Source organism: Derxia gummosa DSM 723 (genome assembly GCF_000482785.1).
Lineage (GTDB): Bacteria > Pseudomonadota > Gammaproteobacteria > Burkholderiales > Burkholderiaceae_E > Derxia > Derxia gummosa.
The window spans coordinates 714,155-729,551 of record NZ_AXWS01000008.1 but is presented as its reverse complement, the minus strand read 5'-3'; the positions used below and the strand labels follow the sequence as shown (position 1 = coordinate 729,551).

The 15,397-nt window shown below is 71.3% G+C and carries 10 protein-coding genes; 9 read left to right on the top strand and 1 reads right to left on the bottom strand.

Annotation, left to right across the window (positions count from 1 at the left end; genetic code table 11):
* The first annotated feature begins 82 nt into the window (after positions 1–82).
* The 7 genes from H566_RS0109395 to H566_RS0109375 all read left to right on the top strand — a co-directional run bounded on the left by H566_RS0109395 (position 83) and on the right by H566_RS0109375 (position 5,069).
* Positions 83–973, top strand: a complete 891-nt coding sequence (locus tag H566_RS0109395; RefSeq protein ID WP_028311240.1) for a DMT family transporter — start codon at positions 83–85, stop codon at positions 971–973.
* A gap of 205 nt (positions 974–1,178) precedes the next feature.
* Positions 1,179–1,397: a BrnT family toxin gene (locus H566_RS28220; RefSeq protein ID WP_245591315.1), complete on the top strand. Its 219-nt coding sequence runs from the start codon at positions 1,179–1,181 to the stop codon at positions 1,395–1,397.
* An 11-nt stretch (positions 1,398–1,408) separates the two neighbouring features.
* Positions 1,409–1,621 (top strand): BrnA antitoxin family protein, encoded by a 213-nt coding sequence (locus tag H566_RS0109385; RefSeq protein WP_028311239.1) that lies wholly within the window; start codon positions 1,409–1,411, stop codon positions 1,619–1,621.
* Between the two features lie 44 nt (positions 1,622–1,665).
* The gene (locus tag H566_RS30365) at positions 1,666–1,800 is read left to right on the top strand and encodes a hypothetical protein (RefSeq protein ID WP_281173119.1); all 135 of its coding nucleotides are present in this window, start codon (positions 1,666–1,668) and stop codon (positions 1,798–1,800) included.
* A 69-nt stretch (positions 1,801–1,869) separates the two neighbouring features.
* Positions 1,870–2,550, top strand: a complete 681-nt coding sequence (locus tag H566_RS28215; RefSeq protein WP_084544919.1) for an abortive infection family protein — start codon at positions 1,870–1,872, stop codon at positions 2,548–2,550.
* 179 nt (positions 2,551–2,729) lie between these two features.
* Positions 2,730–3,806 (top strand): aromatic ring-hydroxylating dioxygenase subunit alpha, encoded by a 1,077-nt coding sequence (locus tag H566_RS0109380; protein ID WP_028311238.1) that lies wholly within the window; start codon positions 2,730–2,732, stop codon positions 3,804–3,806.
* A gap of 231 nt (positions 3,807–4,037) precedes the next feature.
* Complete coding sequence (locus H566_RS0109375; protein ID WP_028311237.1) at positions 4,038–5,069, top strand: ABC transporter substrate-binding protein; 1,032 nt, start codon at positions 4,038–4,040, stop codon at positions 5,067–5,069.
* Positions 5,070–5,160: 91 nt separating this feature from the next.
* Here the strand turns inward: H566_RS0109375 and H566_RS0109370 are convergent, their stop codons facing one another.
* Positions 5,161–6,927 carry an ORC-CDC6 family AAA ATPase gene (locus H566_RS0109370; RefSeq protein WP_028311236.1) on the bottom strand — a complete coding sequence of 589 codons (1,767 nt, stop codon included), beginning with the start codon at positions 6,925–6,927 and terminating at the stop codon, positions 5,161–5,163.
* 257 nt (positions 6,928–7,184) lie between these two features.
* Between H566_RS0109370 and H566_RS24055 the strand changes: the two genes are divergently transcribed.
* Positions 7,185–14,372 carry a DUF3320 domain-containing protein gene (locus H566_RS24055; protein ID WP_051378448.1) on the top strand — a complete coding sequence of 2,396 codons (7,188 nt, stop codon included), beginning with the start codon at positions 7,185–7,187 and terminating at the stop codon, positions 14,370–14,372.
* A gap of 121 nt (positions 14,373–14,493) precedes the next feature.
* Positions 14,494–15,354 carry an NAD(P)-dependent oxidoreductase gene (locus H566_RS0109360; protein WP_028311235.1) on the top strand — a complete coding sequence of 287 codons (861 nt, stop codon included), beginning with the start codon at positions 14,494–14,496 and terminating at the stop codon, positions 15,352–15,354.
* The last annotated feature ends 43 nt before the right edge of the window (positions 15,355–15,397 follow it).

Genomic DNA, 15,397 nt, shown 5'->3' with positions numbered 1-15,397 from the left:
CCCGCCGGTCTCGCCGGCCCCGCCTTCGCGCGACCTGCCCGGCCGAAAGCACCCGCCCGCGCCCCCGCCTCGCCACAGCCGCATGAACACCGCCAGCCTCCTCCGCCTGCTCTGCCTGTCCGCCATCTGGGGCGCGTCGTTTCCGCTCATGCGACACGGCGTGCCGGCGCTCGGCGCGGGGTGGATGAGCTTCTGCCGCATCGGGCTGGGCGCGCTGTTTCTCTGCGCGGTGGCCTGGCGGCTCGGGCGCGCGCTCGACTGGCGCGCGCACTGGCGGCACTACCTGTTTCTCGGGCTGTTCAACACCGCCCTGCCCTTCGTGCTGATCGGCGTCGCGGCGCGCACGCTGCCGTCGTCGATGCTCGCGATCCTCAACGCGACCGCGCCGACCTGGGCGACGCTGATCGGCGCGGCGATGGCGGGCGGCGGCCTCGCGCCGACGCGGCTGGCGGGCCTCGGCTGCGGCGTGCTCGGCGTGACGCTGATCGCGGGCGTCGAGAGCCTGCACCTGCCGGCCGGCGCGCCGCTCGCGATCGCCGCCTCGCTCGGCGCGGCGCTCAGCTATGGCGTGTCGTCGGTGTATGCGAAGTCGGCGCGCGCGGTGGAGCCGGTGGCCAATGCAAGCGGCAGCCTGTGGGCGGCGACGGCCTTCGCGCTGCTGATGGCCTTGTCGGCGCCGCTGCCGGCGGCCCTGCCCGGGCCGACGGTGCTCGCGGGCGTGCTGGCGCTCGGCGTGCTGTGCAGCGGGCTGGCCTATCTGCTGTATTTCCGGCTCGTGGCGGATGTGGGGGCGGCGTCGGCGTTGACGGTGACGTTTCTGGTGCCGGTGTTCGGGATGCTCTGGGGGGTGGTGTTTCTGGGGGAGCGGATCGGCTGGCACACGGTGGCGGGGTCGGGGTTGGTGCTGGTGGGGACGGGGTTGGTGACGGGGTTCAGGCTGCCTTGGCCTGCCCGCGCCGAACGCGGCAACTGACGCAGGGCCCGCCCGCCGTTTTTCCTTCCTGTGTCCGACCTCTTCGGACATCCGTTTCCTGCCCGCCCATCGCGCCGGGGACGCGCCGTCGAATCACGGCTTTCGACTCGTTGTCGCGTACTTACGCAGTACGTACACTCGGCATGACCACGATCCGCTTCGACTGGGACCGGCGAAGGCCACGACCAACAAGGCCAAGCACGGCGTGAGCTTCGAGGAAGCCCGCAGCGCATTCGCCGACGAAAACGGCCTGCTCATCGACGACCCCGATCATTCCGAAGATGAAGACCGGTTTCTTCTGCTCGGAATGAGTTCGTCATTGCGGCTGCTTGTGGTCGTGCATTGCTACCGTGCCGATGGCAATGTCATCCGCATCATTTCGGCACGAAAGGCGACCACGCGAGAAGCGGCGTCCTACGGTTGAGGGAGATGGCGATGAGGGATGAATACGATTTCAGCAACGCGCGGAAGAATCCGTATGCGAAGCAGGTGAAGAAGTCGGTGACGATCCGGCTGGATGCGGAGGCGCTGGATTATTTCAAGCGGTTGGCGGAGGAGACGGGGATTCCGTATCAGAGTTTGATTAATCTTTATTTGAAAGACTGCGCAAACAGTAAGCGGCGCCTGGACCTTCACTGGAATCAATAGCCACAAAAGCTTTCAACAACTGGATAACACAAGGAATTTATCAGATGAAACTTTCCGACTATGCTTTACAAAAACTAGGCGAATTTATTGCTGGCAATCCTGACGGATGGCCATATCGCCGCGGCGTCGATCCAGTTGATTTTTTCAACAAATATGGATTTCGAGATGTCTATCCATGAGAAGGTGGATTTCCTTCAAGAGCCTCATACGCGCAAGACAAAGTCACCCTGCTCAACAATAAACCTGTGATGCGTGAAGTCCTTCATGATCTGCTTGACCCCAGGTTATGGACAGAACTGCAAAAGCATGACCACTTAGAATGGACGGTGCAAAAGTGCGCCACCGAAGTTAACGAACTATTGAAATATGATGGCTATGAAGTTGTCTTGGACGGGCATTTCTACAAAGTAAGAGAGCTTGCAGGAACCATAATCGATGTGGAAAATCGCTTCCAAACCGCCTCCGAACTAACTGAACTAATCATCGAAGAACAAATCAAAAAATGCAGAGAAAAGATTGAATGCAATGATTACTCCGGCGCAATCACAAATGCCAGAACCCTCCTCGAATCAGTTTGCATAAAAATTGAATCCGAATTGGATTCAAGCTACACACCAAGCAGCGATGGCGATCTCGCAAAACTTTTCAATCGCGCCCGCAAACTCTTGAATCTTGACCCGAGCCGCCAGGATATTTCTGACGCCCTAAAGCAGGTGTTGTCGGGACTTATGAATATCGTGAATGGGCTGGCAACGATGCGCAACAAGATGTCGGACTCTCATGGCGTGACTTACAAGCCAAATCGTCACCATGCAAAGCTGGCAGTTAATTCAGCAAAGACTCTTGCCGATTTCCTTTTTGATTCCATGAATTATCAGCTAGAAAAAGGCTCCCTCAAGAAAGAGAAGCCGAGTACCCGCAGCTCATAGGCATCGAGTTTGCTTCGCAAACTACCGAGAGTAGAAGCGTTCACCGCCCCACCCGCGCCACGCACCACCACGGCGCATTTCACCCCGGGGCGGCCGGAAATTGCTCTTGAAGCGCCCTGATTGCGTGCCGTGCAATGCGGCATGCCGGGGCATTGCAACCTTCAAGACGCGAGGCATTCATGCTGACCACCCGGCAGCCCATCTTCCGCAAGTTCTGGCACGCGGTCATGCCGCTCAGCCATCTGGCCGACGGCCCGCGGCCTTTCACTCTGCTCGGCGAGAACATCGTCCTGTTTCTCGACGCCGACGGCCGCCCGGCCGCATTGAAAGACCGCTGCTGCCACCGTACCGCAAGGCTCTCCAAGGGCTTCTGTCCCTCGGAAGGCGCGCTCAAGGGCACGCTGCAATGCGGCTATCACGGCTGGGCCTATGACCGCGCCGGCAAGGTCATCCACATTCCCCAGCTCGATGCCGGCAAGCCCGTGCCCGACGGCTATTGCACGCCGGCCTATCACTGTCAGGCGAAATACGGCTATGCCTGGGTCGCGCTCGACGAGCCGATTGCCGATATCCCGCCGGTGCCCGAATTCGACGATCCGGCCTTCCGCACGATCTTCCAGTTTCACGAAACCTGGAATACCAGCCCGATGCGCGCGCTCGAAAACTCCTTCGACAATTCGCATTTCAGCTTCGTGCACCGCGCAACCTTCGGCGTGTTTGCCCAGCCCAGGCCGAGCAAATACGAACTGGTCGAGAACGACAGCGGCTTTTACGCCGAGACGATCATCGACGCGGCCAATCCGGCGCAATACCACCGCATCAGCGGCGTGACTGACGCGATCACGACCCGCCACATGCGCAATGCCTATTTCCTGCCATTTTCGCGCCGGCTCGACATCGAATATCCGTCGGGCATCCGGCACATCATCATCAATTGCTTCACGCCGATCGACGACGGGCACATCCAGCTTTGCCAGTGGCTGTTCCGCAATGACCGCGAGGAGGATTGCCCGGCGCGGATGCTGATCGAATTCGACGAGATCATCACGCGCGAGGACAAGGACATTCTCGAATCGACCGACGCCGATGCCGTCATCGATACCCGCCGGCGCGGCGTTGAATACTCGATGCCGAGCGACCGGCCCGGCATGCTCATCCGCAAGAAGCTCATGGAATTGCTCACCCGCCACGGCGAGCAGGAAATCCATCGCGGCAATGCGAACGAGCAGGCGGTGATGCCGCCGATTACCGGGTGAATTTCGCTCATCAATGGCCGGCCGCGGTGCCAGCTTAGGCTAGCGGCAATTCACCTGCGGGTTTCGAGCAAGTGCGTCGATAACCCGCGCAGCCAATCCCTTTTCCTTTCCGTCCGGAAAACCCCGAGTTTTCCGGCAAGGGGCGCGTTCGGCCTGCATTTGCCGAATCGCCCGTTTTCCCCGGCGCAGGCGCCGTGATCCGGCGCCACATTTCACACAAGAGGAACCGTCATGACTTCGCCTTCCCGTCGCAATTTCCTGCGCTTTTCCGCCGCCGGCCTCGGCGCGCTCGCGGCACCGGCCGTGATTGGCCAGCCGTCGCTTACCAAGATCCGCTTCACGCTCGACTTTCGGGTGACGGGTCAGGTCGCGCCCTTCTTTCTCGCGCTCGGCAAGGGTTATTACCGCGAGGAAGGGCTGGAGGTGAGTTTCGACGTGGGCAGCGGTTCGGTCGCGTCGATCACGCGCGTGGCGAGCGGCGCCTATGACATGGGATTCGGCGATCTGAATTCGCTGATGGAATTCACCGCGCAGAACAATGGCGTGCCGCAGGTGCAGGCGGTCTATCAGTATTACAACCGCGCGCCATTCGCGATCATCGGCCGGCGCGATCGCGGCATTTCCGATTTCAAAAGCCTGGCCGGAAAGAACATCGCGGCGGCGGCGGTCGAATCGACCAAGCGCGCCTGGCCGATCGCAGCGCGCCATCTCGGCATGCCGGCCAATTCGCTCAACTGGATCACGACCGATTTCAGCGCGCGCGACAACGTTGTGGTGCGCGGCGATGTGGACGGCGCGACCTATTTCCATGATTCGGCGCTGTCGCTGTTCCAGCGCATGAAGCCGGCCGAACTGGCGGTATTGCCGTTTGCCGACAGCGGCGTGGTGCTCTACGGCAACGCGGTGCTCGCGGCGTCGAAGCTCGTCGCCGAGAACCCGAAGGCGGTGGCCGGCTTCGTGCGCGCGACCAACCGGGCGCTGCTCGAATGCCTGGCCGATCCGGCGCCGGGCGTGGCCTTCGTCAAGCAGCGCGAGGGCCTGCTCGACGAGGCGACCGAGGTCGAGCGCTTCCGCATCACCGCGCAGTACATCGCGACGGCGGAGTCGCGCGCCAACGGCATCGGCGATGTGGTGGCGGGCAATCTCCAGCAGCAGATCGACGAGGTGACGGAGGTGTTCGGGCTGAAGCTCAGGCCGAAGGCGGACGCGGTGTGGAACCCGGCCTTCCTGCCGGCGAAGGCGCAGCGGATGGCGCGCGGCTGAGGGCCGTTGCTGGGATCGAGGGCCAGGCGGCGCCTTGCCGGGCCGCTTGGCCGCATTGCAAGGTTCGCGGCAAGAGCAGTGCCGACGCCGCTCAGAACAGGCTGGCCTGCCCCGCTCCGTCGTCCGCCGGGCCATCGCCGTCACCGGCAACTTCCCCGCCGGCAGTCGGGCCCACGCGCGCCGCGCCGAGCAAGCGCGCAAAGCCCTCGCGCTCCATGCCCCCGAACACCGCGAGCGCCAGCCTCGCGTCAAGAACGAAACTGCCCGCCGCCCCCGACGCCAGCCCGAGCCGCAAGCCCGCGAGCGGGTGCGCGATCACGCGCAGCCTCGCGGGCAGCGCGGGAAACGCGGCAGGCGCCAGCGGCGCGGCAGACACGAGCAGGTCGGCTTCGGGCGCGCGCGGCGCGTCGGCGGCGGCCGGCGGGGCCGCTTCCAGCAGCCAGCCGGCGTCGAGCACGGCGGCGAGCGTCGCGGCCGCGTGCGCATCCAGTTCGCCGGTCGCGACCACGATCTGACGCGGCGGCGTTGCGCCCGCGAGCGCCGTCACCGCCTGCGCCAGCCGGCGCAGTGCCTCGCGCGCGGCGGGCGGTGGCGCGCGCCGCGCGTCGAGCGTGCGCGGATCACCGCGCGCGGCCGGCGGCGGCTCGATGAAATCGCGTGCCGTGGCCGCGAGCGCCTCGGCCTGGAGCGCGGCCGGCAGCGGCGCGTCGATACCGCCGTCGTCGTCCGGCCCGCCGAAGCGGAAACCGCGCTGCCAGACCAGCAGCGCGAGCCGGTCGAACAGCGCGAGCAGCAGGCCCGGATTACCCGCCGTCGCGTCGATGAGCGCGCCGAGGCCGGCGCCGGGCGCTTCGGCCAGCGGCGGCAGCGCGCCGGGCGCGAGACGGCGGTCGAGCAGCGCCTGGGCAAGCACCGGCCAGTGCGGCTGGCGGCGCAGCAGCTCGTCCCAGCAGCATCGCGGCCAGCCGGCGAATGCCGGTTCGCGCGCGAGTTCGCGCCGACCGGCGACGCGGATGCGCAAGGCGGTGAAAGGCTCGCCGGACCCGTCCCGCGCGATGACCGTCTCGGCAAGCAGCGCGCCAAGCCGAGCGAGCTGGTCGGCGGGCAGCAGCTCGGCCTCGTCGATGACGAGCACGAGCGGCAGCGCGACCAGTGCCGGATGCCAGCCGGCCCAGGCATCGGCGAGGGCGCGCAGCACCGCGCCGGGCGGGTCGGCCGGCAAGGCGGGCGGGCGCTCGGCGGGGGCGCGGGCGGCATCGATGTCGAGCCGACGGCGCGCATCGACGATGACGCCGAGCAGCGCGATCGGGCCGACCGGCGCGCCGGAAGACTCGACCGGGCTGCCGCCGCCCTCGCCGCCCTCGCCACCCTCGCCGGCCGGCCGGCCGACGGCGAGTCCGGCCGCCGCGCGCCGCCAGACCGCGTCGTCGAAACCCGCGTCGCCGCAGCGTCGTCGCCAGCCGTCGAGCACCGCGAGCAGCCGCTCGGCCATGCGCCATTCGATCTGGCGCGCGAAGGCGGCCTGCCAGCCGGCGCCGGCCGAGGCGCCGCCGCGCCCGCGATAGCGCCGCGCGTCGAAGGCGCTCGGGCGGAAATGCACGGCCAGGCAGCCGTCGGCGCGCGCGAGGTCGAGTCCGTCGGCGTCGGGCGCACGCTGGCCGGCGACCGGCCAGCTCCACAGCCGCAGCGCATGCGTCTTGCCGCTGCCGCGCAGGCCGAGCACGAGGCACGGTTCGGTGGCGGCCGGCGCGAGCACGGCGACGCGCGCGGCCGGGCCGGGATCGATTGCAAGGGCTTGCAGGCGCGGATCGTCAAGATCGGCGGCGGACATCGACGCGAGCGGGCGGGCGGAGGTCATGGCGGTGGCGGGCGGAGGACGGGCGACTATGGCCCAGGCCGGCCGGTCGGCCAAATCGCCGCCGGCATCTCCGGCCGCGAACGGGCCGGGGCCTGCGCCGCTTCACCCCCTCGGGTGCCCCGCCGCGCCGTGCGTGCCCGGGCGCCGCAGTCCATCACATCCGGCGGTAACAGGACGGCACCGGCCCCCTTGCCGCGCCGCGAGAATCGCGCGCGGCATCGCCACCGTCCGCGCGATGCGCCTTCCGCCGCCGCTCCATGCCGATCGCCCCCCAGGCCGACTCCCCGTCCTCCGACGTACTCACCGCCAGCTTCCTGCCCCCGCCCACGCTGCATCCCGTGCTGTCGCGCCGGCTCAGCCTGGCCGACTTCCAGAACGCCGTGCCCTTGCTGCGCGAACTGGTGGTGCGCAATCCGGCCGCCGAGTCGCTGCATGCGCTCGACCTGTCGATCGAGGCTGAGCCGCCCTTCCTGCGCCCGCGTCGCTGGCACATCGACGCGATCGCGCCCGAGGGCGAGGCTCATTTGGGCGATCTCGACCTCGCGCTGGACGGCGCCCTGCTGGCGCGGCTGATCGAGACCGAACCGGCCACCGTGCGGCTGCGCCTGCGCGGCAAGCACGGCGGCACGCTGGCGAGCCTCGACACCACGCTCGACGTGCTGCCGCGCAACCACTGGGGCGGGCTGACCCAGCTGCCCGACCTGCTCGCGGCCTTCGTCCAGCCCAATTCGTCGGGCATCGAGCGACTGCTCAGGCGTGCCGCCGACCTGCTGCGCGCCCAGGGCCGGCGCGATGCGCTCGACGGCTACACCGACGGCCCGGCGCGTGCGTGGGAACTGGCGTCGGCGTTGTGGAGCGCGACCGCCGCCCTCGGTCTCGGCTATGCGCTGCCGCCGGCGAGCTTCGAGCACGCGGGGCAGAAGGTGCGCTCGCCGGCGCAACTGCTCGATGGCGGTCTCGGCACCTGTCTCGACCTCGCACTGATGTTCGCCGCCGCGATCGAGCAGATGGGCCTGAACCCGCTCGTGATCGTCACGCGCGGCCATGCCTTCGCCGGCCTGTGGCTGCGGCCGCACACCTTCGAAAGCGTGGTGACGGACGACCCGAGCGCATTGCGCAAGCGTTTGCATCTGGGCGAGATCGCGCTGTTCGAGACCACGCTCGTCACCCACGCGCCCGCGCCCGGCTTCGCCCGGGCCTGCGAGCGCGGCGCGCACCAGCTCTCCGAGGCCGACGACGATGGTTTCGAGCTGGCCATCGACATCCGCCGCGCCCGCCAGCAGCGCATCCGCCCGCTGGCCGAGGCGGTGATGGGCCGGCCCGCGCGACCGATCGGCACAGGCGACGCTCCGGACCCAGCCGCCCTCTCCCTGCCCGATGGAGCCCGCGCGCCCGGCGGTGCGGCAACGGTGCCCGGCGCCGATGCAGCTTCCGATACCGCGGCACCGGGCGGCACCGCCCCCGCCTTCGACCCCGCGCCCGACTTCCCCGACCTCCCGCCCGACAGCGATGCCGGCGCCCTCAGCCCGGCCGACCGGCTAGCACGCTGGCAGCGCAAGCTGCTCGACCTGTCACTGAGCAACAACCTGCTCAACTTCCGCCCCGGCCGGCGGGCGGTCGCGCTGCATGCGCCCGACGCCGCCGCGCTCGAGGATCTGCTCGCCGCCGGCACGCCGCTGCGCCTGGTCGCGCGTCCGGCGCTCATGGCCGGCGTCGATCCGCGCAGCCTCGAACTGCACGAGCAGCGTCATGCCGGCCGGCTGCATGCCGAACTCGCGCGCGAGGCCCTGGCCCGGCATGAACTGCTGGTGGACGACAGCCCGGCCCGGCTCGACGCCAGCCTCGTACGGCTGCACCGCGCCGCGCGCGCCGCCTGGCAGGAAAGCGGCGCCAACACCCTGTTCCTCGCGCTCGGCTTCCTGAACTGGATGCCAGCGCGCGCCGACGGCCGGCCGGGCTCGCGCTGCCTGCGCGCGCCACTCGTGCTGCTGCCGGTGGCGCTCGAACGCCGCAATGCACGCTCCCCCTTCCGGCTGCGCATGCTCGACGACGAGCCGCGCTTCAACCCGACGCTGGTCGAGCTGCTGCGCCAGGACTTCGGCCTCGCCCTGCCCGGCCTCGATGGCGGCGAGCTGCCGCGCGACCACTCCGGCCTCGACATCGCCGGCATCTGGCGTCGCGTGTCGCGGGCGGTCCGCGACTTCGCCGGCTGGGAGGTGAGCGAGGACGTGGTGCTTGCCGGCTTCTCCTTCGCCAAGCACCTGATGTGGAAGGACCTGGTCGAGCAGACCGGCCGGCTGCGCGAGAACCGCGTCGTGCGCCATCTGATCGACAGCCCGCGCGCGCCCTGGCCCGCCGGCGAACCTTTTCCCGAGCCACGCCGGCTCGACGCCGACTTCCCGCCCGAGCGCGTGTGCTGCCCGCTGCCGGCCGACTCGACCCAGCTCGCGGCGGTGCTGGCGGCCGGGTGCGGCAAGGATTTCGTGCTCATCGGCCCGCCCGGCACGGGCAAGAGCCAGACCATCGCCAATCTGATCGCTCAGTGCCTTGCCGACGGCAAGCGGGTGCTGTTCGTGGCCGAGAAGATGGCGGCGCTCGACGTCGTACACCGGCGGCTGCGCGAGGTCGGGCTGGGCGAGTTCTGCCTGGAACTGCATTCGAGCAAGGCGCGCGTGCGCGAGGTGCTGGCGCGGCTGCGCGCGGCCTGGGATCTGGCCGACGACGGGGGTGGCGTCGGCGTCGGCGACGCGACGCAGGCCGCGCGGCGCGACCTGACGGGAGCCGCATCCGGCGACGCCGGCCACGGCCGACCGGAAGCCACGGCCGCCGGCCAGCTCGCCACCGCGCGCGACACCGAGGCCGCCCGCCTCGGCAAGCTGCGCGCCGGCCTCGATGCCCTGGTCGAGCGGCTGCACGCCTGTCACGCCAACGGCCTGAGCGTGCGGAGCGCGATCGGGCTGGTGCTCGATCACGCGACACGGGCCGCGACACCGGCCGGCCCGACCGCGCCACCGGGCCACACGACCACGCCCCCGCTTGCTCCCGCCGGCTCGGCCGGCTCGGCGCCACCGCTGCCCGCCCTCGCTTGGCCCGACCGCGATCCGCACGATGCCGACGCGATGCTCGAACTGCGCGATGCGGTCGATGCGCTCGCGGTGACGGCGGGCGCCGTCAGCCCCTGCGGCCATCCGCTCGCGGTCATCGGCGCACGCGACTGGTCGCCGGCCTGGCAGCAGGCGCTGCTCGACGCCAGCCGCGCGCTCGGCGAGGCGGCTGCCGGTGCCGGGCGGGCGCTGCGCCGCTTCTGCGCCATCACCGGCCTGCCCCGACCGGCCGGTCGCCAGGGCGCGGTCGCGCTCGCGCTGCTGGCCCGGCTGCTGCCGCGCGCCGCCGGCCACGACTGGCGCTTCATGCTGCGCGCCGATGCCGAGGCGCTCGCCCGCCGTCTGGCCGAGGGCCATGCGCTGCTCGCTCGCCATCGCGCCTACGGCGCCCGGCTGTCCGAACCCTGGCCCGACGCGGTGCTGCAGGACGCGCATCGCGGCCTCGATCTGCTGCGCCGCGAACGCGCGGCCCGCGCCGCCCTGCCGGAACCGCTGCCGGCCTCGGTGGCGGCGCTGCTCGAGCGCGGCCTCGAAGTGCTCGACGAGATCGCCACCGTCAAGGCCGGCCTCGCCGCGCGCTACGGCGCCGACGCGGCGCGGCTCGACATCGCGCGACTGAACGCGCAATGGGCGGCGCTGCCCCGCATGGTCTGGCCGCTGTCGGCGTTGCGGCGCTTGCGCATCGCGCGGCTGCTCGCCGCCGTCGCTGTCGAGGGCCGGCCCGATCCCGCCGCCGACCTGCCCCGGCTCGCGCAACTGGACGAGCTGCATGCGCGCTTCGCCACCATCGACCCCGGCCCTCATGCCCGCGACTTCTGGCACGGCGAAGGCGCCGATCCGCTGCGCGCCATGCTCTGCCTCGACGCGGCGCTCGCCGCCGCCCGCGCCGGCGAGGCCTGGACCGATGAAGGTCTCGACCCGGTGGCGGTCGGCACCTGCGGCGCGGCGGCCCAGGACCAGTTCGCCCGCCTGCTGGCCTTGCGCGAAGCACAGACCGGACTGGCCGCGCTCGCGCCGCTCGACGCCGCCACCGGCGGCCTGTGGCAGGGCCATGCCACCGACGAGGCGCGGCTCGACGCGGCGCTGCGCTTCCAGCTCGCGCTGCGCAAGCTGCGCGCGATCGGCCGTGGCGCTCCCGGCGACGAGCATGTCGCCATCGCGCGCGGCGACGCCGGCCCCGCCATGGCGGCCGACCTCGCCACGCTGCGCAAGCGCGCGGCCGTCGAGGCCCGCATCACCGCCCTGGCCGACCTCGGCCGGCTCAGCGGCGGTCTCTGGCGCGGCCTCGACACGTCCGCCGACGAGCTGCGTGCCGCCCTCGGCTTCCATCAGATGCTGGCCGGCATCCTCGCCCGCCTCGCGCCCACGCCGCGCGATCGGGCCGTCTGGCTCAAGCCGCTGGCCCGGCTGCTCATCGGCGACCGCGCCCGGCTCGCGCCCGACGCCGAGCCGATGCGCGTCGGCGAATCGCTCGCGCTCGCGCTCCAGGCCCTGCCGGGCGCCATCGCCGTTCATGCCGAGGTGGCCGGGCTCGATCCCGGCCGGCGCGCCGCGCTCGACCGCGCCGACCTCGATGCCCTGGCCCGCCACGCCGCCGGCCTGCTCGCCGCCGGGCCGCGCCTCAAGGCCTGGTGCGCCTGGCGTCGCGCGCGCGATCACGCCGCCGCGCTCGGCCTCGGCCCGATCGTGGCGGCGCTCGAAGCCGGCACGCTGGCACCGACCGACGCGCGCGCCGTGTTCGAGGCCGCCTATGCGCGCTGGTGGCTCGACGCCGTGGTCGAGCACGAGCCGCTGCTGCGCGACTTCCTCGGCCCGGTGCACGAGCAGCGCATCGCCGACTTCCGCGCCGCCGACCGCCGCCTCGCCGATCTCACGCGCGACTGGCTGCGTGCCCGCCTGCGCGCCGGCCTGCCCGCGCCCGACAGTCCGGCGCTCGATGCCGACTGGACCCTGCTGCGACGCGAGCTCGCCGGCCGCCCGAACCTCACGCTGCGCCAGCTCATGGCGCGCGCGCCCGGCGCGCTGGCGCGGCTCGCGCCCTGCATGCTCATGAGCCCGCTGTCGATCGCTCAGTTCCTGCCGCCCGAGGCCCCACCCTTCGACCTCGTGGTGTTCGACGAGGCCTCGCAGATCGCCGTCTGGGACGCGATCGGCGCGATGGCGCGCGGGCGCCAGGTGGTGATGGTGGGCGACCCGAAGCAACTGCCGCCCACCGGCTTCTTCGGCCGCGCCGAGGCCGACGGCGGGTTCGATGGCGGCGGACCAAGCGGCCACGGCCCCGTCGCCGACGGCAGCGACGCCGCTCCGCCCGACGCCGACGTCTTTGTCGCCGACCCCGACAGCATCCTCGACGAATGCCTCGGCGCGAACCTGCCCGCGCGCCGCCTCGGCTGGCACTACCGCAGCCGCAGCGAAAGCCTGATCGCCTTCGCCAACCACCGCTACTACGACGGCGCCCTCGTCACCCTGCCGGCGCCCGTCACCGACGACCGCGCGGTCAGCTTCCACGCCGTGGCCGACGGCTGCTACGAGCGCGGCGGCAGCCGCACCAATCCGGCCGAGGCCCGCGCCCTCGTGGCCGAGCTGGTCGCGCGACTGCGCGCGCCGGGCTTTGCCCAGGCCGGGCTGAGCGTGGGCGTCGTCACCTTCAACGCCGAGCAGATGGCGCTGATCGAAGACCTGCTCGACGAGGCACGCCGCGCCGACCCGGCGCTCGAAGCCTTCTTCGCCGACGGCGCGCGCGAGCCGGTGTTCGTCAAGAACCTCGAGAGCGTGCAGGGCGACGAACGCGACCTCATGTACTTCTCGATCACCTACGGGCCGGACCGCGACGGCCGGCTGTCGATGAACTTCGGCCCGATGAACCGGGCCGGCGGCGAACGCCGGCTCAACGTGGCGATCACGCGCGCGCGGCTCGAACTGCATGTGTTCTCGTCGCTGCGCGCGAGCCAGATGGACCCGGCGCGGCTGCGCGCCGAAGGCGCCCGCGACCTGCGGCGATTCCTCGATTTCGCCGAGCGCGGCACGGTGGCGCTCGAACTGGCCGGCACCCCGACCACGCGCGAACCCGAAACCGACCGCCTCGCCCGGGCCGTCGCGCGCGCGCTCGCGGCGCGCGGCTGGGTGCTCGACGGGCCGGTCGGCGCCTCGGCCTTCCGCGTCGAGCTGGCGGTGGTCGATCCCGACGATCCCGCCCGCTACCTCGCCGCGCTCGAATGCGACGGCGACACCTGCCGCCGCGCCGCCACCGCGCGCGACCGCGACCTGCTGCGCGAGCAGCTGCTGCGCGACCTCGGCTGGGACGTGCTGAGGCTGTGGTCGGTGGACTGGTGGAGCGACGCCGACGGCGCCTGCGAGCGCCTGGACGCCCGGCTGCGAGAACTGCTGGCGGCGACGCGCGACCGGCGCGCGACGGCCGAGGCCGCGAATGTCGCGGCAGTGGCGCAGACGGCGCGGGCGGTGCTCGCGCGCGCGGCCGGCACGGCGGACACGGCGGAAAGCGTCGATGCGGCGGAGCCGGACACCATGGCGGAGACGACCGGCACGCCCGCGCCGGACGACGCGGTCGGGCCGACCGCCGCAACGCAAACGGCCGACGCCCAGGTTCTCTCGCGCGCGCCGGCGATGGCCGACACCGCGCCCGACGCGCATGCCGACGCCGCCCCGGCCGCCGAACCTCCACGTCTGCTCGCCGACTTCGCCGGCGCCGACGACGACACGCTCGCCCTCCTGACCGAAACCGATCCCGCCCCCGCCGACCTCGACGCCCGCGACGAGATCCCCACCCTCGACACGCCGATCGCCGACGACGCCACCGCGCCGCTGTTCGCGCCCTACCGCGTCGCCGATCCGGCCACGGTCGCGCGGCCCGACGCCGAGGCCTTCCACTCCCCGGCCTACGACCATGTGCTCGCCGGCATGGTCCTGCATGTGGTCGCGGTCGAGGCGCCGGTCGGCGCCGAACTGCTCGTCGAGCGCATCGCGCGTGCCCATGGCTTCGCGCGCAGCGGCCGGCTCATCCGCGAACGGGTGCTCGGTTTCGCGCGCCGGCTCTGCCGCGTCACGGTCGAGGGCGAGGCCGACGCGCCGGCCGAGGTGTTCTGGCGCATCGACGCCGATCCGGCCGTCGCGCCCGTCTTCCGCACGCCGGTGCCCGAGGCGCCGCGCGGTCTCGCCGACATTTGCGACGCCGAACTCGCGGCCCTCGCCCGTGCCGTGCTCGCCGCCGGCGCGGAAGGCGACGCCGCGCTCGGCCGGATGGCACGGCAGATCGGCCTGCGCCGGCTGGTCTCGGCCAGCCGAGCCAGGCTCGCGGCGGCGCTCGACGCGGCGCGCGGCTAGGCGGTGCACCGCCGGCTCCGCCCGATGCCGCCCCGCGCCTGACGCTATCGGGCACGTATCGGCGCCGCGTCGCGCGGCCCGATGCGGCAGCATTCCTCCTTCAACCGGAGGAAAGCTGCAAATGGAACTCGGATTCATCGGCCTCGGCGCCATGGGCCATGCGATGGCCATGAACCTCATCCGCGCCGGGCATTCGCTACGCGTCTGGAACCGCTCGCCGGGCAAGGCGGACGACCTCGTCGCGCTCGGCGCACAGGAAGTCGCCACGCCCGCCGAGGCCGTGGGCGCCGACGGCATCGTCTTCACGATGGTGGCCGACGACGCGGCGCTGCACGAGGTCGTGACCGGCCCCGGCGGCTTCGGCGAGCGGCTCGGCGCGGATGGCATCCATGTATCGATGAGCACCATCGCGCCCCAGACCGCCCAGGCGCTCGCCGAGCTCCATGCGCGGCAGGGCGCGGCCTATGTGGCGGCGCCCGTGTTCGGCCGGCCCGACGCCGCGGCGGCCGCGAAGCTCTGGGTGCTGGGCGCCGGCCCCGAGGCCGCGTGCAAGCGTGTGCAATCCCTGCTCGAAACGCTCGGCCAGCGGGTGTTTCCGCTCGGCGACGATCCGGCCCGGGCGCATGCGCTCAAGCTCGCCGGCAACTTCCTGATCATGGGCGCGATCGAGGCGATGTCCGAGGCGACCGACCTCGTCGAGCACTACGGCCTGCCGCGCGAGACGCTCATGGAGGTGCTCGGCCAGTCGATCTTCCCGTCGCCGATCTACATCAACTACGGCGCCCAGATCGCCCGGCGCGACTACCGCGAGGCGCGCTTCAGGCTCGCGCTCGGCCTCAAGGACGCCAACCTCGTGCTCTATGCCGCCGGCAAGGCGGGCGTCGAGATGCCGGTCGCGCAACTGGCCCAGGGCCGGCTCGCGCAATCGGTCGCGCTCGGGCGCGGCGACTGGGACTGGACCGCCTTCGCGCATCGGGACTGAAGGGTCAAGGCCGGCGCGCGGCCCCGGGCGCGGCGCAATCGGG

Coding starts and splice junctions, on each gene's coding strand:
- H566_RS0109395 (WP_028311240.1), top strand. CDS start 83: ATGAACACCGCCAGCCTCCTCCGCCTGCTCTGCCTGTCCGCCATCTGG.
- H566_RS0109385 (WP_028311239.1), top strand. CDS start 1,409: ATGAGGGATGAATACGATTTCAGCAACGCGCGGAAGAATCCGTATGCG.
- H566_RS30365 (WP_281173119.1), top strand. CDS start 1,666: ATGAAACTTTCCGACTATGCTTTACAAAAACTAGGCGAATTTATTGCT.
- H566_RS28215 (WP_084544919.1), top strand. CDS start 1,870: ATGCGTGAAGTCCTTCATGATCTGCTTGACCCCAGGTTATGGACAGAA.
- H566_RS0109380 (WP_028311238.1), top strand. CDS start 2,730: ATGCTGACCACCCGGCAGCCCATCTTCCGCAAGTTCTGGCACGCGGTC.
- H566_RS0109375 (WP_028311237.1), top strand. CDS start 4,038: ATGACTTCGCCTTCCCGTCGCAATTTCCTGCGCTTTTCCGCCGCCGGC.
- H566_RS0109370 (WP_028311236.1), bottom strand. CDS start 6,927: ATGACCTCCGCCCGCCCGCTCGCGTCGATGTCCGCCGCCGATCTTGAC.
- H566_RS24055 (WP_051378448.1), top strand. CDS start 7,185: ATGCCGATCGCCCCCCAGGCCGACTCCCCGTCCTCCGACGTACTCACC.
- H566_RS0109360 (WP_028311235.1), top strand. CDS start 14,494: ATGGAACTCGGATTCATCGGCCTCGGCGCCATGGGCCATGCGATGGCC.